The sequence below is a fragment of the Chitinophagales bacterium genome, from assembly GCA_041392475.1.
Classification (GTDB): domain Bacteria; phylum Bacteroidota; class Bacteroidia; order Chitinophagales; family UBA2359; genus JAUHXA01.
Genome location: JAWKLZ010000002.1, coordinates 1,256,606 through 1,279,177, shown reverse-complemented (window position 1 = coordinate 1,279,177; position 22,572 = coordinate 1,256,606). Strand labels below are relative to the sequence as shown.

The following is a 22,572-nucleotide window of genomic DNA, read 5'->3' as shown; positions in this document are numbered from 1 at the left end:
TGATAACGAAAACTCTGTGCTTCTATGTTTAAAAAACATATCAGACTCCCGAAAACAAATCCAACGTCTGACCAGGAGGCACTTTTCCCAGGTGTTCATACGCCAAAGCCGTCACTTCTCGACCTCGTGGCGTGCGTTTGATATAGCCTTCTTGCACCAAGAAAGGTTCGTATACCTCTTCAATCGTTCCAGACTCTTCACCGACCGACATTGCTATCGTATTGATTCCCACAGGGCCACCTCTAAATTTTTCGATGATGGTGGTCAAAATACGGTTGTCCATTTCATCCAAGCCTTTTTCGTCCACATGAAGCGCATTCAAACCAAATTTCGCAATCTCTAAGTCAACTGTTCCGTTGCCCTTGATTTGGGCAAAATCACGCACACGACGTAGCAGAGCGTTGGCAATACGAGGTGTGCCACGGCTACGACGGGCAATTTCATACGCTCCGTCTTCGGTGATGGGCGTGCGTAAAATAGCAGCCGAACGTTTGATGATGCCCTTGAGGGTTTCGGCATCGTAGTATTCCATGCGAAAGGTAATCCCAAACCGAGAGCGCATAGGAGAGGAGAGAAGCCCTGAACGAGTCGTTGCTCCAATAAGTGTGAAAGGGTTTAGACTCAATTGTATAGAACGTGCGCTTGGTCCACTGTCTATCATGATATCAATCGTGAAATCCTCCATTGCAGCATATAAATATTCTTCAATGGTAATGCTCAAACGGTGAATTTCGTCAATAAACAAAACATCGTTTTCCTCCAAATTGGTGAGCAAACCTGCCAAATCGCCAGGTTTTTCGAGTACAGGACCTGAAGTGATTTTGATTCCTACGCCGAGTTCATTGGCAATGATATGCGACAAAGTGGTTTTTCCCAAACCGGGAGGACCATGTAGCAATACATGGTCTAATTCTTCACCCCGAAGTTTGGCCGCTTTTATAAAAATTTCGAGGTTTTCGATAATGTGGGGCTGACCTGTGAAATCGCTTAAAGATTGCGGTCGGAGGGTTCTTTCTACCAACTCATCTTGAGGACTCAAATGTTCGTCGTCCGCATTTAACAAATCATTTCGCATGGAATTTTACTTTTTGCTAAAATAACCTATAAAATGCGAAAGAACACAGATTTTTCGATAATTATTTTAGTGTAAAAAAATGAACAGACCAATTCCTATACAATTGGACGTTTGCCAATATCTGTTCGGTAATAAGCATCTTTGAAATGTACTTTTTTCACTTCAATATATGCTGCTTCAATGGCTTCTTCTAAGCTTTCACCCCTTGCAATAATGTTCAATACCCGACCGCCATTCGTCAAAATTTCTCCATTTTCGCCATTTGAAGTACCTGCATGAAAAACCAATGCCTCACTACTAATGTCTTCTAAGCCAGTAATTTCATTGCCTTTCTCATATTTTTTTGGATAACCACCAGCCGTCATTACCACATCCACAAAGTAGTCATCTGCCAATTCCAATGGAAAATCTGCCAAACTGCCATCAAAACAAGCCATTACCAATTGCAGTAAATCACTTTTCATAGAAGGTAATAAAACCTCTGTTTCGGGGTCGCCAAATCGAGCATTGTATTCTAATAATTTTGGCCCTTCTGAGGTCATCATTAAGCCATAATAAATCACCCCTTTGTAGTCCAAATCTTCGGCTTGAATACCATTTATTGTCGGCAAAACCACGGCATTGATGATATCTTGCAGCATGGGAGCATCACACCAAGAAACAGGGCAAAATGCTCCCATACCGCCCGTATTTGGACCTTTGTCGCCATCTAAGAGTTGTTTGTGATCTTGGGAGGGGTGAAGAAGTTTGGTGGTTTTTCCATCTGTAAAACCAATAATAGAAATTTCCTGCCCAATGAGTTTGGTTTCAATCAAAAACTCCGCATCCTCCCCATAACTCGCTTGCAACTCCTCCAAAGATTGTAGTGCTTCTTCAACATTGTCACACACATACACACCTTTGCCGCCTGCCAAACCATCGTATTTGATGACCAAATCACCGCCTAATTCTTCAATTTTTTGTCTGGCAGCTTCGGTACTTTCAAACACCCAAAAATCAGCCGTTGCTACGCCATATTTCTGCATAAACTGCTTCGACCAAATCTTTGAACCTTCGAGCATTGCCGCTTTTTGAGAAGGACCAAATACTTTGATGGGACTATTTTGATTTTGGAAGTAATCTACAATTCCTCCAACCAAAGGAGCTTCTGGGCCAACAAAAATCAATCCTATGTTTTCAGTTTTGCAGAAGGCTTCAATCACCGCAAAATTTTGAAGGTCTATGGGCATATTGTTGTATGTTCCTCCATTGCCAGGAAGTACAAATACATTTTCCACACCTATGCTTTGAGAAAATTTCCATTCTAAGGCGTGTTCACGACCGCCTGAGCCGAGTATTGCTATGTTCATCGTTAAAATTCATTTTTTTAAATAATCCCTTCCTTCTTCAAATTCTCCCTCAACTGCTTCAAAGCATCCCCCGTTTCATCTACCTTCAATAGGTTTCCCGTCAAAGTTTCATAAATATGGCGGTAGCGTTGAATCGCTTCTGCAACGACTTCATCCGACAAAACAGAAGGTAAATTGCCGTCCGGAGTTCTGTTTGCCAACATCCATTGACGGACAAATTCTTTGTCAATTTGGGCTGCTGTTGAAGGAGATTTGGCATAATCTTCTGCACTCCAAAAACGAGAAGAATCAGGTGTATGGATTTCATCTATTAGAATCAATTCTCCGTCCAACAAACCAAATTCATATTTGGTATCTACCAGAATATAGCCTCGTTCTTCCATTACCTTTGAGCCAAAATCGTACAAAGCCAGAGCCTTCTCAGACATCTGTTTGTATAGTTCGGTAGTTGTCCAACCTTCGGTCACGATTTCGTCAGGGGTGATTGGGCGGTCATTCTTTTCCTTAGTCGTTGGAGTCAAAATCGGCTGTGGAAAGGGTGCGTTCCTAGTCAAGTTATCAGGTACGTTTGCGCCTGAAAAAGTACGGTCTCCTTCTTCATATCCCCGCCAAACGCTGCCACAAATATAGCCTCTGACCACCATTTCGACCCGAATGGGGATGGCTTCCTTGACCAACATGGCATTTGTGCCAATCATTTTAATCACATGGTTGTCAAGGATGTGTTTGGTGTTTTCGAACCACCAATTTGTAATGCCATTCAAAACTGCTCCCTTTGAAGGAATAGGGTTCTCCAAGTTGCTGTCAAAAGCTGAAATTCTATCGCTGACCACAATCAATCTTCGTTTGTCGTCCACTCTAAAACTATCCCGGACTTTACCCCTATGGATTTTTTTTAATTCGGGAATATCGAACTCGTATAGGTAATTCATAATTGGAAATATCCCTTTTTTTTGTTAACTTTGGAAAATGTAAAATTAGAACTTTCTTTAGATTCGAGTGTATCAACCAAGGTGATAAATGCTATTTATGCAAAAAATAGTCTTCAAATCAAATTTTGTTAAAATACGACAAATTCCATTTTGGTAGAAAACTTAATCAAGAGAATCTTCGTTATTACATCGAAATCACTTGTTCTTTATCATTCAGTAAAATTGATCCCTAATATGGTTACAGTAGCTTTTTATTCTAAAAAAACTATTCTTACCCAAACGCACCACTTGTTTGCCAAATATGGCATACAACACCTTACCTTAGATGATATTAGTGAACAGACAAACATCCCGATCAGCGAAATACACAAACACTTTACCTGCAAAGATGAGCTGGTAGAGGAAAGCTTACACAATGTTTTTACGGACATTAAGCGTGAGGATGAGTTTATTAAGGAGTTCTATATGAATCCACTCGATAAACTCGTTTATAGTGCCTACAATCTTATGTGTCAATTGTTTAAATTTGGATCTGATTTCTTTTTCGATTTGAAGCAATACTTCCCGCACATATTCAGAGAATACCGACAATTTGTTAGACAACATTTTTTTGCAGAGCAAGAAGAGTTCATTCAAGAAAGCAAAAAGAAAGGGCTAATTTTATCTTCTATCAAAAGTAGTTTCATTTTTGAACTATTTTCAAAATTGATGAATGCACTCCTATTTCAGAATTATTCAGGCAAACAAAACTTTGTAGAGCTGTTTTACCACGCAATTATTTTGAAGATTCGCAATGTATTAACAAGAAGCGGAATAGAAATACTGAATAATAATAACATATCGCATTTGTTAGATGCTAAAGCATAATAAATAACCTCAATATACATAGAATTAGTTTGGACACTACCTATAGAGTTCTACTTTGGGTAGTGTCTAAATTATTTCATTATCACCATTTGTAGTCAGCAATGATTTACCTTTTTTGTATTTTTCGTTTGGGATAAGTAAAGGCATTTAACTAATCTCAATTGCCTTTCATCTCCACATCTTTTTTGTATTATGTGGGTAAAAAATCAAAACGTAAAATACACAGGTATGTCTTACTTCAAAATGTTACTGATTATAAGCAGCTTCTTATATGCTGTGACCTCCTACTCGCAACAAGAGGCTTATCATCAAGTCGAAATTCACTTGTCCGGAAAAAATAATTTTCACGCATTGCAGGAATTGGGATTGGCCTTAGATTGTGGAGGAGAACTGCATACAGTTGAAGAGAATCATCCTACTTCAATGACTTACATTGCAGAACTATCCAATAGTGAATTGGAGATTGTCAAAAAGACTGGTTTCAAAACGAAAATACTGCAAGCTGATGTTGCTATTTTTTACGCCAAACGCATTGCAGCAGACCCTGTGAGAAGTGTTGCAGATTTCAAACTGCAAAAAAATAATAATTGGGGCTTGGGCAAAGACAAACCCTATTATGCTATTCCCGAAAATTTTGAGATGGGAAGTATGGGAGGTTATTTGACCTACGAAGAATTGCTGTTTCACCTCGACCAAATGCACGAACTCTACCCGAATTTAATCAGCGAAAAAACGCCCATCAGTAATGACTTGCTTACCTACGAAGGACGGCCTCTCTATTGGCTAAAAATATCTGACTATCCGTATTTGAATGAGTCAAATGAACCCGAAGTATTGTATACTGCTCTACACCATGCCCGTGAACCGATGTCGGCGATGCAGATGATTTACTTCATGTATTATTTGCTCGAAAACTATGATACGAATGCTGAAATTCGGGATTTGGTCAACAACCGAGAGCTGTATTTTGTGCCTTGTGTCAATCCAGATGGCTATGTGTACAATCAATTCACCAACCCCGAAGGAGGTGGAATGTGGCGCAAAAATCGGCAACAACACGAAGACGGCAATGTGGGAGTGGATTTGAACCGAAACTATAGCTATGAATGGGGATATACCGATACGGGTTCTTCTCCCAACACCTATTCCAATACTTATCGGGGCGAAACTCCTTTTTCAGAATCCGAAACCCAGTTGGTCAAACTATTTTGTGAAACCTATGACTTCAAGATTGCAGTAAATTACCATTCCTACGGCAATTTTTTGATCTATCCGTGGGGTTATGCAAGCAATACATACACCGATGACCACGCTTTTTTTCAGCAGATGTGTCACCGAACAGGTTGGCACAACAACTACATCTACGGGACAACGAGTGAAGCGTTGAGTTATTTGGCAAATGGGGATTCGGATGATTGGATGTATGGAGAACAAACGACTAAAAACAAGATTTTTGCCATCACTCCAGAAGTTGGAAAATCGACAGACAATTTTTGGCCTGAACCAAGTAGGATAATACCGCTTTGCCAAGAAAACGTGTGGAGCAATCTGCAATATGCGTATATGGCTGGAAACTATGCCGTAGCGACAGATGCTTCCGAAAAACCATTGCAGGACACAGAAGACACATTGAAGGTAAAACTCCAGAGACTAGGATTGAAGGAAAGTGCTATTTTTACCGTTCAAATACAGCCGATTAGTTCCAATTTATCTATTACTTCTGCTCCCGTCAATAGCAGCAACCTCAATTTGTTGGCAGAAGAAACTTTGACTTTTAATTACATTTTATCGACTGATATTCAATATGAAGATGCCATTCAATATGTCATATTGGTCAATAATGGAGATTTTACGCTGACTACCGACACTGTTACCAAATGGTATAAATCTCCAATCGTATTTGAGCATCCTGCGGAAGATATCAACGGTTGGACAACCGAAAGTTGGTACCGCACCAATCAAACGGCGTATAGCGGTAATTACAGTCTAACTGATTCACCTTACACGAACTACAAAAATTTTGATAGTACGACCATTGTTTTGCAGCAAGCGATTGATCTAAGCAATGCGCTGGAAGCCAAACTTACTTTTTGGGCAAAATGGGACATTCAGCCGCATCGTGATTTTGCACAAGTATTGGCTTCAAATGACAATGGAGAATCATGGATACCTCTTTGCGGCAATTTTACGCAAGACGGCACACGTTATCAGCCTGAAGGCGAACCGATTTATGACGGAAAACAATTGAAGTGGGTGAGAGAAGAAATGGATTTGTCGGATTTTGCGGGAAGTTCTGTGTTGATTTGTTTTTTGCTGCAATCGGATGGCAATACGAGAGCTGATGGTTTTTATTTTGACGAATTGAAGGTGACATACCGAACTTCTTTGGTGGCGGACTTGAAGCTTATTTTGGAAGGGGCGTACAATGTCGAAACGGGTGAAATGAATACCTATTTGAAAGACAAGAATTTATTGCCAATTTCGCAGCCCTTCAATGTGTTGCCGTGGGAATATGGGGGAACGGAAAGTGTGGAGAATTTTACTGCAATGCCTTCAAATGTAGTGGATTGGATATTGGTAGAGTTGAGGAGTGCAACGGATACAAGTTTGGTGACTCAAAAAGCAGCTTGGTTGCTATCAGATGGTTCGGTGATGGATGTTTCGGGCAAAAAAGGTGTGTTGTTTCAGGATGTTGCGCCAACAGATGCCTATTTTATGGTTGTTCGACACCGCAATCATTTGGACATTATGAGTGCCGAGACCCTGACCTTGCCCAAGACCTACGACTTTACAACAGCCGCAAATCAAGCGGCAGGAATTGGTCAAATGGTGGAAATGGCGGAAAATGTGTTTGCACTGAAGGTGGGCGATGTGGACGGAAATGGCATTGTATCTATTGCAGACTTCAATGGTTATCAGACACAACTGGCGTTTTTGAACGAATATGTGAGAGCTGATTTGACTATGGATGGATTGGTCAGTGTGAAAGATTACAATTTTTACCGAAGACATTCTTCTGCATTGTGTATTCCGATTGTTCGGTACGAGTAAAACACTATTCCTACCTTTGTGTTGACATTGGGTTTGGTCAATCAAAACTTGACCTTTTAATGTTCACTTCAACCTTAATAATTCATTCTCCAATGGATTCCATTACCCAGTTTGTATTAGGCGCAGGAGTAGGCGAGGCAGTTCTCGGCAAAAAAATCGGAAACAAAGCCCTTCTATGGGGCGGATTGGCAGGTACAATTCCCGATTTAGACATTGTGTTGTACCCTTTTTTGGACGAAATAGGCAGAATTACGGTGCATCGAGGCATTTCACACTCCATCTTTTTTGCCGTTTTTGCAGGTTTGTTTTTTGGTTGGCTGTTCTTCAAATGGTACAACAAATCACCCGGCAATACCACTACCTTCAAGGAATGGGCATTGTTGTTTGGTTTGGGTTTTTTGACCCATTCGCTTTTAGATGCTTTTACGGTTTATGGAACCCAGCTGTTGTTGCCATTCAGTGACTACAGAGTGGGCTTCAACAGTATTTTTATTGTCGACCCGATTTACACCGTTCCATTTATCATTTCGATCATTGCCTGTTCCTTTTTGAAGCAAACGAGCCAAACAAGGAGAATGGTCAATATTGCAGGTTTGGCGTTCAGCACTTTGTATTTGTGTCTTACTTTGGTTAATAAATCCTTTGCCAACGATGCTTTTGAAAGGGCTTTGACTGAACAAAAGATTCCGTATTCTCGCTATATGTCTGCCCCTTCTCCACTTCAAAATGTGCTGTGGTATGCGGTAGCGGAAGTGGAAGGTGGTTATTACATTGGTTATCACTCATTTTTTGACGACAAGGACAAAAAGATTGACTTTGAGTTTTTTCCCCGCAATGAAGAACTGTTGGCGGACTTTGAAGGAACGTATGCCTTGAATCGGTTGAAGTGGTTTGCCAACGATTATTATGTGGTTGAAAAACGGGGTGAGCAAATTATTTTCAGCGATTTTACTTTCGGCAAAATGGGCTTTGAAAATCAAAATATGGGTTATGTTTTTTCGTTTCCGTTGAGCAAAGATGAAAATGGAAAGGTGCATTTTTATGAGACTCGGGAAGTTCCTGAGGATGTGGGTGAGGTGTTTGGGATGTTGTGGAAGCGGGTGAAGGGGCGGTAGGAAACTCACCTACTCGTTTCCAACAAATTCCCCTTCCCAAAATCCCAGCGCAAACCTATTTCCCAACGTGAATTGTACCCCAACTGCTCGCCAACAAAATTTTCAGAAAGAGGTGAAAAATAATCGAATTGCAGTTGAGTACGGTTGATTTTGACCGCCAAACCCAGACTACTCCAAAGTGCTTGCCCACCTGTTCCAAGAGATCGGGACGCTGTGGGATTGCCATTAAGAATCTTGCCGTTGAGTTCATTGCTGTTGGCATCCGTATATTGAAGAGCAATATTTGGAGTAATGCCAATATTGGAGGACAAAGACCATTCATACATTGCCTCAATGCCTGCGGTTATTTGATTGCCAAATTTGTAGGTATATTTGTTTTTATTGTTGATGCGGTAGTTTGCAGCTATTTGCAGGATGAGGTGGTGGTATTGGAGTTGGTAGTCACCTGTTAATACAAAGTCCATTGTTCCCGAGCCTGGCTGAAAGGTGGGTTCAATTTCTCGTGTTTGGTCATCGAAATTTTTGTAGCTACCCGAAGGGAGCTTTATGCCCACTCCAAAAAGTACATATTGTTTGAAGGCGGGAGATTGCTGATAAAGTGCCGAGTTGTAGAGATAGTATTTGCCACCAATAATCACATCTCCTATGCCGCTTTTTTTCATTACATCGTTCAGCGAGTTTTCAATATGCCGCTCATTGGAGATATAGGGCAGATACAAATAGGCCAATGTTCGGCTATTTAAGTACCATTGTGCATTGAGGGAGGTGATATTGTAGTGTTCGGTGTTATTGGTCAGTGGGTCACGGTAGTAGTGTTCGTGATAAGGTGCAGTGGGGGCAAGTAGGCTGTTGTGGTCGTGAAAGGTCATGTAGCGAAGTGCACCTTCACGCTCTATTGTTTGATGATTGATTTTTAGATAGTTGTACTCCAAATCATTTTGTGCAAAAGCAATGGATTGCAGTAAAAAAAGGGAAAGAATTGCAGCAAATTGGCAATAAGAGAATGGCAATAGTAAGGTTTTGAATATGGTCATATTTATTAATGATTGCAATAAAAAAATCTCGTTCTCATCACACAAACATAACTCATTTGAAGGTTCAAATATTTGTTTGCTTACTGACAAGAACGAGATTTTTATAGAAAAGGTGCTTATAAAAGTCTTCAAAATGCTTACAAATGCACTTCTTTTACTTCAAAACTATTCAAATACTTTCAAGTATTGCTGTGCGTTTCTCACCTCTTGACGTTGGTTGATAATGGCTTCTTGTACCATTTTCTGTTGCCTTTCGTTTTCTTCAATATTTTCTTTGGCTTCAATAATTGTTTGTTCCTCTTTGTCAATATTTTTATAACTTTTTTCTTTCGTTTTTTCGAGTTTCTTCAGTTCCTTATTCTGTTTCTTCAATTCCTTTGCAGCCACATCATCCTCCAAATACGCCTCACTTTCTTGATGGGCATCAATGATATTTTCGGTCAATTCCTTCTGTTGTTTAGTCATGTCAATAGTCCCTTTTGCTTCTGCAATGTCGCCTTTTGCTTTCACAATATCCTTGTGATAGCCTTCATTTTGGCGCTGCAATTTATCCATTAAATTCTCCAAATCCTTCAATGATTTTTCGACATTTTTCAGTCTTTCTTGTGCATCCTCCTTTGCAAAGTTCATCGCAAAATTGCTCATAAGCATTTCTATTCCCTTATTCATCTGCAAATCATCTCCTATGTATTCCTCTTTGTCGGTTTCAAATATGGCAACAACACCTGTGCCTTCAACTTTCTGTTGAATTTTGGTATATACATTCATAGACTTACTGGCTATATCACTGATTCGTGCACCTTTTGCATCAATAGTAGCTTCGGTTTCATCTACATCCGCACCGTATTTTTTCATGAATTTCTCCCATTCTTTCGCCACATCATCGGGTTCTTGATTGGGGACAATTACTTGAAAAGCGGGACGTGTATCATGCCCCAAAGAAGTTTCAACGCCTATTACTTCAAAGGTTGGTTTGATGTAGGTTTGTTGTGCCGTAAATTCGTTGATACTCGGAAATTTCGGGTATTCATCCGTTCCAATGACTTTATCTTTATCCGTTGATACTGCTTCAGGAGAGCCTTCTGGATAACCTTCTTGAGCAAAAATAACAGGAGAAGAAGAAATGACTAAAAATAGAAGGGTGATTAGGAAAGTGAAAGTAAATCTGCTCATATTATTGAGTATTTATTAAAGTGGTCAATCAAAAAATAATTGTAAATGAGTATCTTGCATTTTGAAATATAGACGGTATTTCAGAAAATAGTAACGCCTATTTTTCTTATTTTAACGATTGATATAGGCTTATTGTTCATTGTGAAATAAGCTTGTAATGGATGAATCAGTGTTGGTGATATATCAAGTAAAACAATATTAAACAGCAATCTAATGGAGTACGCAGGTAATTTACGCAAAATGAAAGCACATTTGACAGACCCGATAGAATATCAAATGGTCATAGGCGAGGATTTAGTGGACATGAACCCGCTGATAGGTCAGAACATTAAGTTGAGCTACAATGGTCAAATCAACTGCAAAGTGTGTGGTCGAAAAACCAAAAAATCGTTTGGGGAAGGTTTATGTTTTCCTTGTTTTCAGAATGCACCCCAAAATTCTCCTTGTATCATACGACCAGAATTGTGTGAAGGACATCTCGGAATTGGGCGTGATGTGGCTTGGGAAGAAGCAAATCATGTTCAACCTCATGTAGTCTATTTGGCATTGTCGAGTGGAGTGAAAGTGGGTGTGACTCGTGGAGAACAAGTACCGACTCGTTGGATTGACCAAGGCGCAAGTCAGGCTATTCGATTGGCAGAAACGCCTTACCGTCAATTGGCGGGAGCGATTGAAGTGGCATTGAAGGAACACCTTTCGGACAAAACGAACTGGCAACGAATGTTGAAAAATCAGGTAGCAGAAGGAGTTGATTTATTGCAGGAAAAAGCGAAAGCAAAAGCTCTTTTGAGTGAAGATTTGCAGCAATATATTTCTGAAAAAGATGATATTTTTACGCTGAATTATCCTGTGACTGCTTACCCTTTGAAGGTTTCGAGTGTAGGGTTTGACAAATTACCTGAAATTGAAGGAAAATTGAAGGGAATCAAGGGGCAATATTTGATTTTTACGGACAATCGAGTGCTTAACATTCGCAAACATACGGGATATTGGGTGAGTATGGAACATTAAAACGTTCATTTTTTGGGTTTGCGTCCGAGAGGAGGATTTCCTCTTGGATTCCTTCCATGTTTGGTTCTATAACGCTCAATATAAGAGTCTTCTATTTCTCTTGCTTTTTTTCGACCAGCAATATCCGTTATCAAAATTTTTCCTTCAAAACGTTCCCATCCAACAACTAAATTCATGTTGTTCAGTTGGTCACGTAGGCGCTTTGATAATCCATCATCTTCAATAGAATCATCCGAGATGCCATATTTGAAGATTTCGTTTTCTTTTTTATCGTGGATTTCATAGAGATGGTGGAGGTTTGGGTTGTCTAAAGAATTTCCATGTAGTTTTCCTTTCATATCTATAGTTTTATCAATAAAAGGTTACAAAACAATAGATTCTTCTCCCCAGCCTTCTACATTAAATCCCGTTTCAAATACATACCTGGGTGAATATTGTAAGTTTTCTCCCGTTTTTTTAAGCCATGCTTTATGTGGCAAATTCAATAGTGCTTCAAAGTATAGGTCTTTTGGAAAAAGAATGGGGTTTTTTAAAATATCTTCATAAACCTTTCTGCCATTGGAGACTACTGCACAACGGGCGTATAGAAATAAGTCAGCAGAAAAGTAGCCATCATCAGTAGAGTTTTCCGCATATATTCGTCCATCTAGGAAATAGAGTTTTTCAGCAAGTAAATCGTAAAAATCGGTTATTGCTTTTTTAGGCAATGTACTCAATTTTTGAACAGCCTTTGCCATGACAGCTTCATCATCTCCTGTGTTTTGCCAATCAAATAATCCTATAATGTTCCAAAACATATCTTCGGTACATTCATTTTGTTGGTTCTCTGTTATCCAAATTTCCACTTCTGCTTCCTTGTCTGGGTATAAGGCTTGCAGTTGTTGAATATATTGACTATCTAATTCCTTCAATTTTATTCTATGTAAAGTCATGACTAAGGGTTTTCACAAGAAAAGATAGTTGTTAAACAAAAGATAAGGAAGTATGGTTTTTGGACTTTGGACGAAAGAACTGACAATTAATAGTTTTGAAAACCAATCACCAGTCACTAATTTACTAATCACTGTACTATATTTCCTGCCTCGTATCTACCCCCCACATCAGCTTACTCCGAATGGTTTGGTAAAAACTGCTCCATTCAAAACGAATTAGCGAAATAGTAAACTCTGCTTTGCGAATCGTCAATTCATAGCTGCTATCAATGGTGACAGACTGCGAATCTAGGGTGCAAAAATAGTGTTCGGCTCGTCCTTCAATTTGGAAAGTCACCGTAGAATTATCGGAAATCACAATCGGACGGACAGTTAAATTGTGGGGGGAGATGGGCGCAAGCAGTAGTGTTTTGGAAGTAGGAGCGATGATAGGCCCGCCAACGCTTAGGGCATAAGCCGTTGAACCTGTTGGAGTAGCCAATATCAAACCGTCTGCCCAAAAAGAATTCAAAAACTCTCCATTCACATAGGTATGAATTGTGACCATCGAAGAGGTTTCCTTTTTTTGGATGGTCAGTTCGTTGAGCGCAAAAGGAGCATCTTCAAAAATAGGATGATTGCTGGTCAATTGCAAGAGCGAACGATGGTCAAGCAGATAATTGCCTTTCTCCAATGCTTCAATAGCTTCGCTTACACGTCCTTTCACTACACCCGTCAAAAAGCCCAAACGCCCGATATTGACCCCCAAAATGGGAATACCCGAATCTTTGATAAAACGTATGGTATGCAGCAAAGTGCCATCACCGCCAATGCTAAACAAACAATCCAAAAAACCCACCCTTACATCTGCATCCTCAAAACTGTGAAGGTGAGCGGAAAGTTGTTGTTCCTCCAATTGAAGGAAATAGGAATGGTGTACCCACAACTCGTGTTTTCGTTGGAGTAGGAGGGCGAGCAATTCTTTTACAAAATCGAGATCGCTCTGTTTAAGAAGTTTTCCAAAGATGCCAATTTTCATCTTCCATCGTAGTTAAGACCGAAAGATACATAAAATCCCCAATCCTTCAAGCCATTGCGGGTATATTCAAAGCTGGCTACCAAATCGTAGAAGCTGAAAACATCCACACCTACGCCTACACTTTTTAGCCATTGATTGGCTAAAGGGTTGGTATCCATATAGTAATTGTCTTTGACGTAAGCCAATTCTCCATAGGTTTTGAGGTAAATCGCTAAAGGAATGGTGCGAAATTGGTCGGATTTGAACAGAGGGTTGCGGAATTTGGTCTTGAGTAATTGATACTTCAATGCGGAGCGAAGCATGGTATAGCTTTGTCCATCAATGACATAAAACTCATAGCCTCGCAAATAGTCCAAGCCAAAACCCAGACCACGCTGATTGAAAAATGGCTGTTGTTTGGGAAAGGAGAACTTGGTTTTCACATTGCCGAGGGCATAAAAATTGTTGCCCAAAGAAAGGTATTGAGAGTAGTTGGCAGTGAAGGAAGTCATGCTGACATCTCCAAAAATGCCCAAGCCAGATTGTATGAATTGCACATCTAAATAACTGCCTGACAGTGGATAAGCTGCAATGTCTCTGAGGTCAACGGTATAGCTGTAAATCAACTGGAGAAATGTCTGTTCGGTGCGCCCTTCTAAAAAATAATCGGGATTCAAGGCGGCGAGCGTGTCTGCAATGCTGTTGTGCAAATAATCCAAATACAAACGGTGGAAACCGTGAATATTGGGGCGGAGGCTGCTGCCAATAGAGGCATTGAAGCGTTTTTGAAGAAAGCCGTCTTCGTGTTTGTAAAATTCTGGACTATTGTTGAAGTTCCGAAAGGGGAGTTCTCGGTTGAGGATGTAGGAAAGTTTGTAATACGCTCCAATTTTTCGGGCTTTGTCAATGAAGGGCATGATGTATTCCAGCTCGTATTTTTTGGTGAATCCAAACTGAACGGTTGCTTTGAGCCATTCTTTGCGCCCCCTAAAGTTGTAGTGGTAAAACCTTAGACCATATTCGGTTCGGCTCAAATCACGGTTGTATTCTTTCCACCAAACATTAAAATTGCGGTCGGTTAATTCAAATATGGGAACAGGAAACACATACCAACGTTCTTCGACTGCAATGTGCAACTTGACTAAAATACCTTCTTGTTCGCCTACTTCAATTTTTACGTCATTGAACAAAGTCGTGTTAAAAACCTGATTGCGGCTTTCTTCAAGGGTTTCGGTCAGTTTTGCGCTTTGAAGTGTATCTCCTACTGCAAAATCCAACTCTCTAAAAATGATGTGGTCTTTGGTGCGTTTGTTGCCTGAAATGGCGATATCGGTGATGATTACATAGTCTGTAATGGAGCTGTCTGCAATCATTGAAGTGAAATCAATGGACTGATTTGCAGAAAGATAAAAAGGCAAAAACAGAAAAAGGAAACCAATTATTTTTAGATACATTCCATAGGTTTGGGTTACAATCCTGTTCATGAGCCTGAAATGCTAGTTAGAGTATTGAAAAGATTAAAGGAGATACTTTTAGCCTACGTTTTGGTCATATTTCACAGAGAATTGAAAATCAAACTTAATAATAATTGAAAATTTACTAATTGATATAAAAATAATTTCTTAGTAATTTGATTTTTATCCTATTATAAAAAAGTTATCGAAATGTAGGTTTTAGAGCAAGCTAAATATTCAGGTAATTCATAAATTCATCCAATCTTTCTTGTACATCCTCCAAATAATCTTCTTCTTGATAGTAGGCTTTCACCATATAATTGAAGCGTTCGAAGGTCGGTAAAATGCTGGTCAGGTCGGTCTTGTTGATTTTGAGAGTCACGTCCATAGAACCACCGCTTTGATGTGTGGTAACGTACATACTCAATATTTTGGCATCGTTGGATTCGACCAAACGAGCGATTTCTGAGAGTACATAGTCGTTGGTTCGCATTTCCAAAATGAGAATTCCTCCAGGTTCTTCCATGCCTTGAGCGTGAGAGAGATAGTCGGTGATGGTGTCGAGGGTAATCAAGCCGAGGTAGTGTTGCTCTTCATCCACAACAGGCATGACCGTCAGTCGATTGGCTTTCATGATTTTCATCACCTCATAGATATGATCGTATTCTTGAACCTTGGGTGGTTTTTCTGAGAAATCATAACTTGACAGTGGCTTTGACGTTTCATTGGTATCATAAATCGTATATTCCGAAATGATGCCCAAATAGTGTTGCCCATCTACCACAGGAAGGTGATGCACATGGAACTCCGCTATCCAAGAAAGGGCTTTTTCGCCGTCATCGGTTAGCTTCAAAGGAGGTATCGTATCGTTGATTAATTTCTTGGCTATCATAAGCGATTAAAATTGCGTGATTTCGGAAGTGTGCGATACTTTATTGATAAACTGACGCATAATCCTACTGAAATCCAATGGTTGTTCCAACATAGGAGCGTGTCCACATTCGTCAATAAAATGCAGTTCAGAATTAGGGATAAGCCTTTTGAAGTCTTCTCCTACAAATGGTGGGGTGATTCTATCTTGTTTTCCCCATACTAACAACGTAGGAACCGTAATGTTGGGAAGAAGATTTTCTACGCTCTCACGCATTGCAGATTTTGCCAACATGACAATCCGCAAAGCATTTTCACGTTTACTCGTATTCTCAAAAACGTTGTCAACCAGTTCTTTTGTTGCCGTTTGAGGACTGTAAAATGTAAATTCTGTCTTTTGTCTGATAAATTCATAGTCTTTTCGCTTGGGAAAAGAAGTGCCAAAAGTATTTTCAAACAAACCCGAACTGCCTGTAAGTATCAATGCCGAAACCTTGTGGGAATACTTTGTGAGGTAATTTACCGCTAAATGCCCTCCAAGTGAATTGCCTACCAAAATAAAGTCATCCAATTCTAAATAATTGATAAAATCAATCACATAATTGGTTAGACCTTCAACGCTTGTCTGACGAAGAGGCAATTGGGTAATAGGCAATATGGGCAGTATAAGCCGATGGGTTTTGGCAAAATGAGGAATGATCTTCAAAAAATTGGTCAAAGAACCCAAAAGTCCATGCAAAAGTACAATGGTAGTACCTTGCCCTTCTTCAATATAGCTAAATTGTTCTTTATTGATTACTTTAAGTCCCATTTGCAATACATTAAGTTAATTTAATCATATAAAAACGAAAATCAATTATGTGCATGGTTTTCATTCATCAATGATTCATCAAATAATTTTCATAAGGTAATCGAGTCGCAATTGAACGAGCCAATGTAAGTTCGTCCACATATTCCAACTCACCTCCAAATGCAATTCCTCTGGCTATTGAAGTAATACGAATTTTTTCATCTCGTAGTCTTTTAGAGATATAAAAAATAGTCGTATCTCCCTCCATTGTAGGATTCAATGCCATGATGATTTCTTTGACATCTCCTTTTTTTACTCTATCAACAAGTGAATTTATATGAAGATTATCGGGGCCAATGCCATCTATAGGGGAAATCACTCCACCCAAAACGTGGTAAAGTCCTCTGTATTGATGCGTACCTTCAATGGCAATCACATCACGCATATTTTCAACCACACAAATGGTAGAACCATCTCGATTCAAATCCAAACAAATACTGCAAACACTGTGGTCAGAAACGTTGTGGCACTTTTGACAAAACTGAATATCCTGACGCATCTTGACAATTGTTTGACCAAACAACTCTACATTTTTGGTATCTTCTTTTAGTAAATGAAGTACCAATCGCAAGGCTGTTTTTTTGCCAATTCCAGGTAATTTGGTGAACTCATTGACAGCATCTTCAATTAGCTTTGAAGGAAAATTCATAGTGAATGTTTAGGTATTTAATTTTGCTGATTGATTTTTCAAAAATAAACAAACAATTGGATAAGTTCGTATTTTTATTTCACCAAATATCTTTCTGTGCTTTCTTACCCAAAAAAATGCTTAGAAAGGAGAGTGTTCTTGTGGAGAGTATTGTATTTTTCTGGATGATAATCTTTTTATTCTATCTCTAAAATTGGTGCATCAAAAATTGACCAACCGCTTGTAAGGAGAAAACTTATACCGATCCTCCTTATCCGTTTGCACAAAATCTTGTTCTTCATCAAATATCTCTTGCAGCATCTCCTTCAATCTCACTTCAAAAGCCTCAAAAAATTTGTTGTCAATCAGTTTTTTACCCCTCAAATACCGAATCCCCTTATTCACCTCCTTCAATGAATAAATACCCGCCAAAATACGAGGTCTTTCTACACCCAAAGATCGCTCTTGTCGCCAATAAAGATAGCTGTAGAGATAAATCTGAAACCCCGCTTTGTATTTTGGATCGTCAAAATACTTGTGAAAATAAGCATCAATCGGAACTGGCTTGCCATAAGCAGTAGCCGACACAAATTCGACAGTTCCCGTTTTATAATCAATAATCCGAAAAGCAGGCTTGCCGTCTTCCAATATGATTTCATCCACCCTATCAATGACCCCCTTCAAAGCCACTTCACGGTCATCGTCCACCCCTGTTTTACTGCCGATATTCAGCGTCACCTTCACCTCCGATGATTCCAAACCTACAATCTTAAAAGGTGCATCCTTCTCATCATGTCCCAAAATCTTTTTCACCAAATTGATGATAACCCTCTGCAGCAAAAGATTTTTGCCTTTCTGCAAATGTTGCGAATCAAAATTGCTTTCGCTAAAAGCTTCATCCAGTTTTCGCTTCAATTCCTTTTCATTCAGCCTTAAAGCCTTGATATCTTCGGGCTGCAACATTGCCAAATTTGGGTCTTCGTGCATAAATTCTCTGACAATGCTGCGTTTTGCTTGTCGTTGAAGTTTGCGTTTCCACTGTTGTTGGGTAATGTGGTATTGTTTGAAGTCCTGATTGAGTTTTTGTTCCAAGGATTTTCTTTCTTGGCTATTGATTTTTTGAAGCGTATCCGTTAACCACAGGTCAAGGTCAGGAGCTATTTGATTTAAGTGATCTTTGTGCTTCTCCAATTGGTCGCTACGAAAAACTTGGCTGTAAAACTGCTTTACCACCAACTGTTTGTGAAGCGTATGCAAGACCTTATTGCGGTCTAATAAATTTTTTTGGCGGATGCGTTGGTAGATAAAATCATTGTAAGTAAACTCAATAGTGTGGTGGAGGATGTTCCCAAAAACGAGATTGGTGATGTCCTCTTTCACAGACTCCAATTCATACAAGTTCGCAATGTGTTTGAAGTAAAACTGCACAGGACAGGTGATGTAAGTGCTTAGTGCAGAAGGTGAAAATCGCCGAAGACCATGTTCTTTAGCTTCTGGATGTTCTTCAATAAAACGATTCAATTCTGCCATGATTGCCTCATTTTTGGCAATTTCCAATGGTTCTTTTGAAGTCGCACCACTTTGCAGGGGAGTAGCAATGATGTGTTTTTGAATCTTGATATCAGGCGCAAGCAGTTCCAGCTCATGTTCTATTTGCAGTAGAAAACGGCTTTTTTCACCCGAACCAAAATCGCCAATTTCGGTATTGTAAATCAAATACACATTTTCAGCTCGTTGCAATAGGTGGTAAAAGTGATAGGCATAAATAGCATCTTGGTCTAGAAAAGTGGGCATTTTGAAGCCCTTGCGAAGATTGAAGGGAATAAAAGTTTGGTGCGGTTTGCTTGATGGAATGGCCCCTTCATTGATGCCGAGTGCAAAGATGTTTTTAAAGTCCAAAGTTCTGGTTTCCAAAAAACCCATGATTTGAAGTCCCTGCAATGGCTCACCCGTAAACGGCAATTTCACAGTTTGAATCACTTCACGAAATAGTTTCCAAAAAGTATCATTCGTCACCGTTTGTCGGTATTTTCGTAGCGTTTCTTCCAACTTTTTCAATTGCAGTAAAGTATGGTAAATAAACTCCAATTCAACGGCTTTTTTAGAATTGCCTTTATCTTCCTCCGTGACTTCTTCGGTTTTGGAATTTAAGTCTTCCTCTTTGTCCAACTCCTCTTTGATGCGGGTGAATAGACGCACCAATACATCATTGAAAACCTCAACAAGTTCGAGGAAAAAGCTGGCTTTGGTGAATATATTCCGAAAAATCGGGTGTTTCAACCGCTGCAAAATGCTATCGGAGTTGATGTAAATCAGGTTATTGTACTCAATGTAATCCGTGTATTGTTTGATGCCTTCCTTGTCAAATGCTTGGATATAAGGATTGTTGATGATTTGGAGGATGAACTTGCTGTAAAAGGCGATTTTTGGAACGGTGGACGTAGTTGAAGTATTGGAGGTAGCATCTCTGCTTCCCGCTTCCGGCTTCTCACTTCCCGCCTCTGTGACCAACGCCGTTTTCTGCAATTGAACCAGTGTTTCGAGGAGGCGATACAATGGGCTGTCTTTGAGGGGATACCCCATCGTAATGTTGATATTCTCAATGTCATTGGGCAGCGCATAGAGCATCGGAAAAAGCAGTGATTCATCTCCCAATACCAAAGCTGATTCGCTTATTTCCAACTTCTTTTCTTCGACCAAACCTTGCAGCAATTGACCTGTGTATTTTGCTTGACCAACCTTGAGGGGAATCCCGATGATGTGTATATTCTTGGCAGCCAATCGAAAATCGGTTTGCTGTGTCCAATCGTGTTTTGGATGGTCTTTCCACTTTTGGTAGTAGCGACTGAGGAATTTATTGGCCTCCTGTTTGGAGTTGCTCATGTAGTAAGCGTCGCTGTCCCAATAGATTTTGGCATCTATTGGTTTGTCACTGAGGTAGTCAAACAAGGTTTCTTCGGCGGTTGAAAGGGCATTGAAGCCTGCAAAAACAATCCGACTGAAGGGCAATTGAAGGCTACCGTTTTTGAGTTTTTCGAGGATTTCACGCTGTGCCATGCCTTCGTAAGCGGCATTGTTTTGCAACAGATTTTCCTTAAATTCTTCATAAACATCACCCAATATTTCCCAAATTCGGATAAATTCGGATTCAAGATCGGTGTTTTGCTCTTTGTTCAATACATTCCAAAACTGCTTCAAAAACTCGAACTGTTCGTCTTCCATCTCAAAAAACTCATCCATTTGGCGAATGTCTCGCAGATTGGCAAAGAGTTGTTTGTGGTCCACCATGTACTTGTCTATCTCATCGAAGTCTTTAATTAACAATAGTCCCCAGGGATAAAACTTGTCAAATTTGGTTTCAGGTTCGTAAAGGTGATAAATCTTGTAAAGTTCCAATACCATCGTTACGGGGTCGAGTATCACCTTGTCGGATAGAAACTGGGTAAACTCCACGATGCTAAACACATAAGGACTCCAAATAAACTGATCGGGGAATCGCTCAGTCAGGTATTTTTTGAAGTAAACGCCTGCTCTTCTGGTCGGAAACACGAAGCAATGGTCTTTCAATGTCCGCAAATCATCTGTTTGAGGATTGAAGGGAATATTATCGGCAATGTATTTCAGAAATGCTGTGTTCATGGAGTTTTTGCTCCTTTTGTAGAGAGATAGATATAACTAAATAAAGGTAAGACTTTTTTAGTATTCAACAAGGTGTGGTCTATTGAAGTTCCAATTTTATTATCATAAAGGGGGGAATTATTGGTTTTTTCTAAAGATTTTGACAAGAAATCGCATCTTTTTCGGTTCTTTGGCAAATATTGTGAAATGAGACTTCGGCATTTTATTGGAAGATTAATTTTTTACGAAACGAAACTAAAGAGGTATTTATGGACTCTACAAAAATTGTCAAACAACTGTTTTTTTCTTATTATTGTAAGTCTATCAAATGCTTCAAAAAATACCTTCAATATGAACCACAAATCTATTTTATTTCTCCTCAGTTTTTTCTCGCTGCTGTTTCATTCTTGTGAACAACAACCTGCAGTAAAAGAAGAATCCGTAGCCGAACAAAACTGTGACTATCTCGACTTCAAAACACCTACCGATTTTCAAGCTGCTGGTGTACAAATGATTGAATTGAAGGAAGGTTACAAGGTTTGGACAAAACGATTTGGGAATAGCCCGATGAAGGTCTTGATTTTGCATGGCGGTCCTGCTTTGACACATGAATACATGGAGTGTTTTGAGAGTTTTTTCCCAAAAGCGGGAATCGAGTTTTATCACTACGACCAACTCGGTTCACACTATTCGGACCAACCTGACGACGACAGCCTATGGACGATAGAGCGTTTTGTAGAAGAAGTCGAACAGGTGCGGGTGGCTTTGGGCTTGAACAAGGACAATTTTTATCTGCTCGGTAATTCTTGGGGCGGTATTTTGGGAATGGAATATGCGCTAAAATACCAGCAAAACCTCAAAGGTTTGATCATTTGCAATATGACCGCCGATTTCGACAAATATGAGGCCTATAACTCCAAATTGCGGAACCAAATGCGTCAATCCTTGATAGATTCTTTGGAACTATTTGAAAACAAAGGCGACTACCACAATCCCATCTATCAAGACCTCGTATTTGAGGAATACTACACCAAACATATCTGTCAAATGCCTTCAAAGGATTGGCCCGAACCTATTCTTCGTAGTTTCAAAAACGTTAACCAACATGTGTATGAATTTATGCAAGGGCCAAGTGAATTTGTTCCTGGTGGTATTCTCAAACATTGGAGTGTTTGGGATGATTTACACACCTTGACCGTTCCCACGCTGATGGTCGGTGCCAAATACGACACGATGAACCCCGAAGAAATGAAGGAAATGAGCGAATTGGTACAAAATGGGCGTTTTCTCTATTGTGCCAATGGTAGTCATTTGTCTATGTGGGACGAACAGGATTTTTTTATGGATGGGGTGATTGACTTTATTGTGGATGTGCAGGGTGGGTGGACTAAGACAAATTAAAAATGTAAATCTCAAGAATTATTCTAAAAAACAAAAAAGCATAAACCATTTACAGAAAACGATTTATGCTTTTATTTTTGTCAGGAGCCGGTGGAGGGATTCGAACCCCCGACCCGCTGATTACAAATCAGCTGCTCTGGCCAGCTGAGCTACACCGGCTGCTTTTCTCGTAAGAGGCTGCAAATATACACAATTCTTTTTTTCGCCAAATAGTT

General features: G+C 39.7%; 18 protein-coding genes and 1 tRNA gene. 5 read left to right on the top strand and 14 right to left on the bottom strand.

Annotated elements, in window-relative coordinates:
• Positions 1–40: 40 nt before the first annotated feature.
• From ruvB to R3E32_18520, 3 genes are all read right to left on the bottom strand, one after another.
• Complete coding sequence (gene ruvB, locus R3E32_18530) at positions 41–1,075, bottom strand: Holliday junction branch migration DNA helicase RuvB (GenBank protein MEZ4886731.1); 1,035 nt, start codon at positions 1,073–1,075, stop codon at positions 41–43.
• Between the two features lie 95 nt (positions 1,076–1,170).
• Complete coding sequence (gene purD / locus R3E32_18525; protein MEZ4886730.1) at positions 1,171–2,424, bottom strand: phosphoribosylamine--glycine ligase; 1,254 nt, start codon at positions 2,422–2,424, stop codon at positions 1,171–1,173.
• A 17-nt stretch (positions 2,425–2,441) separates the two neighbouring features.
• Positions 2,442–3,356, bottom strand: coding sequence for a phosphoribosylaminoimidazolesuccinocarboxamide synthase (locus tag R3E32_18520; GenBank protein MEZ4886729.1), 915 nt, complete (start codon positions 3,354–3,356; stop codon positions 2,442–2,444).
• Between the two features lie 234 nt (positions 3,357–3,590).
• Here R3E32_18520 and R3E32_18515 point away from each other — a divergent pair, with 234 nt between their 5' ends.
• The 3 genes from R3E32_18515 (at position 3,591) to R3E32_18505 (ending at position 8,389) form a co-directional block, all read left to right on the top strand.
• Positions 3,591–4,223: a TetR/AcrR family transcriptional regulator gene (locus R3E32_18515; protein ID MEZ4886728.1), complete on the top strand. Its 633-nt coding sequence runs from the start codon at positions 3,591–3,593 to the stop codon at positions 4,221–4,223.
• A 228-nt stretch (positions 4,224–4,451) separates the two neighbouring features.
• Positions 4,452–7,274 (top strand): M14 family zinc carboxypeptidase, encoded by a 2,823-nt coding sequence (locus R3E32_18510; protein MEZ4886727.1) that lies wholly within the window; start codon positions 4,452–4,454, stop codon positions 7,272–7,274.
• Between the two features lie 59 nt (positions 7,275–7,333).
• Positions 7,334–8,389: a metal-dependent hydrolase gene (locus tag R3E32_18505; GenBank protein MEZ4886726.1), complete on the top strand. Its 1,056-nt coding sequence runs from the start codon at positions 7,334–7,336 to the stop codon at positions 8,387–8,389.
• A 5-nt stretch (positions 8,390–8,394) separates the two neighbouring features.
• Here R3E32_18505 and R3E32_18500 read toward each other — a convergent pair whose 3' ends face one another.
• Positions 8,395–9,423, bottom strand: coding sequence for a hypothetical protein (locus R3E32_18500; GenBank protein MEZ4886725.1), 1,029 nt, complete (start codon positions 9,421–9,423; stop codon positions 8,395–8,397).
• A gap of 165 nt (positions 9,424–9,588) precedes the next feature.
• Entirely contained in the window at positions 9,589–10,596 is a 1,008-nt protein-coding gene (locus tag R3E32_18495; protein MEZ4886724.1) for a hypothetical protein, read from the bottom strand.
• 213 nt (positions 10,597–10,809) lie between these two features.
• Between R3E32_18495 and R3E32_18490 the strand changes: the two genes are divergently transcribed.
• The gene (locus R3E32_18490) at positions 10,810–11,607 is read left to right on the top strand and encodes a DUF2797 domain-containing protein (GenBank protein MEZ4886723.1); all 798 of its coding nucleotides are present in this window, start codon (positions 10,810–10,812) and stop codon (positions 11,605–11,607) included.
• 5 nt (positions 11,608–11,612) lie between these two features.
• Here R3E32_18490 and R3E32_18485 read toward each other — a convergent pair whose 3' ends face one another.
• From R3E32_18485 to R3E32_18450, 8 genes are all read right to left on the bottom strand, one after another.
• Entirely contained in the window at positions 11,613–11,945 is a 333-nt protein-coding gene (locus tag R3E32_18485) for a hypothetical protein (GenBank protein ID MEZ4886722.1), read from the bottom strand.
• Between the two features lie 24 nt (positions 11,946–11,969).
• Positions 11,970–12,539, bottom strand: coding sequence for a DUF4240 domain-containing protein (locus tag R3E32_18480; protein ID MEZ4886721.1), 570 nt, complete (start codon positions 12,537–12,539; stop codon positions 11,970–11,972).
• Positions 12,540–12,675: 136 nt separating this feature from the next.
• Entirely contained in the window at positions 12,676–13,557 is an 882-nt protein-coding gene (locus R3E32_18475; GenBank protein ID MEZ4886720.1) for an NAD kinase, read from the bottom strand.
• Positions 13,554–15,020: a BamA/TamA family outer membrane protein gene (locus tag R3E32_18470; GenBank protein MEZ4886719.1), complete on the bottom strand. Its 1,467-nt coding sequence runs from the start codon at positions 15,018–15,020 to the stop codon at positions 13,554–13,556. The genes R3E32_18475 and R3E32_18470 overlap by 4 nt, the downstream gene beginning before the upstream one ends.
• Positions 15,021–15,219: 199 nt before the next feature.
• Complete coding sequence (locus R3E32_18465) at positions 15,220–15,882, bottom strand: CBS domain-containing protein (protein ID MEZ4886718.1); 663 nt, start codon at positions 15,880–15,882, stop codon at positions 15,220–15,222.
• 6 nt (positions 15,883–15,888) lie between these two features.
• Positions 15,889–16,671, bottom strand: a complete 783-nt coding sequence (locus tag R3E32_18460) for an alpha/beta hydrolase (protein ID MEZ4886717.1) — start codon at positions 16,669–16,671, stop codon at positions 15,889–15,891.
• 67 nt (positions 16,672–16,738) lie between these two features.
• Positions 16,739–17,359 carry a recombination mediator RecR gene (recR, locus tag R3E32_18455; protein MEZ4886716.1) on the bottom strand — a complete coding sequence of 207 codons (621 nt, stop codon included), beginning with the start codon at positions 17,357–17,359 and terminating at the stop codon, positions 16,739–16,741.
• Between the two features lie 201 nt (positions 17,360–17,560).
• Positions 17,561–20,977 (bottom strand): PD-(D/E)XK nuclease family protein, encoded by a 3,417-nt coding sequence (locus tag R3E32_18450; GenBank protein MEZ4886715.1) that lies wholly within the window; start codon positions 20,975–20,977, stop codon positions 17,561–17,563.
• A gap of 330 nt (positions 20,978–21,307) precedes the next feature.
• On the opposite strand from R3E32_18450, the gene R3E32_18445 reads away from it, so the two are divergent.
• Positions 21,308–22,357 (top strand): proline iminopeptidase-family hydrolase, encoded by a 1,050-nt coding sequence (locus tag R3E32_18445; GenBank protein ID MEZ4886714.1) that lies wholly within the window; start codon positions 21,308–21,310, stop codon positions 22,355–22,357.
• Positions 22,358–22,442: 85 nt separating this feature from the next.
• Here the strand turns inward: R3E32_18445 and R3E32_18440 are convergent.
• Positions 22,443–22,516 (bottom strand) — tRNA-Thr (locus R3E32_18440).
• Between the last annotated feature and the right edge of the window lie 56 nt (positions 22,517–22,572).